General features: G+C 36.5%; 1 protein-coding gene. It reads left to right on the top strand.

The features are described 5' to 3' along the window. Positions 1 to 234 (top strand): hypothetical protein (locus E1171_RS23015; protein WP_187696078.1); only part of this gene is annotated, 234 nt, incomplete at its 5' end. Positions 235 to 285: the final 51 nt, after the last annotated feature.

Below are 285 nucleotides of genomic sequence, written 5' to 3'. Positions count from 1 at the left end.
ATCCCCCTTAATCCAGTTGTACAGTTTCTGGCTATTCCAATCATTATCCTCCACTCCGATTTGGTTATTGCTCCTGATATCATTGTTACCCCCCTTAATCCAACTGTAGAGTTTCTGCTGATTGTCATCATTTCTGTTACCAAAGATTATAGTATTATCAACGATATCATTGTTATTACCCTTAATCCAGCTGTAGAATTTCTGGCTATTCCAATCATTGTTGTTACCATCTAAAAAAATTTGGTTAATGCTCTGGATATCATTGTTATCCCCCTTAATCCAGCT

It is taken from the genome of Xanthovirga aplysinae (assembly GCF_009711365.1).
GTDB lineage: Bacteria > Bacteroidota > Bacteroidia > Cytophagales > Cyclobacteriaceae > Xanthovirga > Xanthovirga aplysinae.
The sequence above is the reverse complement of the archived record's forward strand: the minus strand, read 5'-3'. Positions and strand labels throughout refer to the sequence as shown.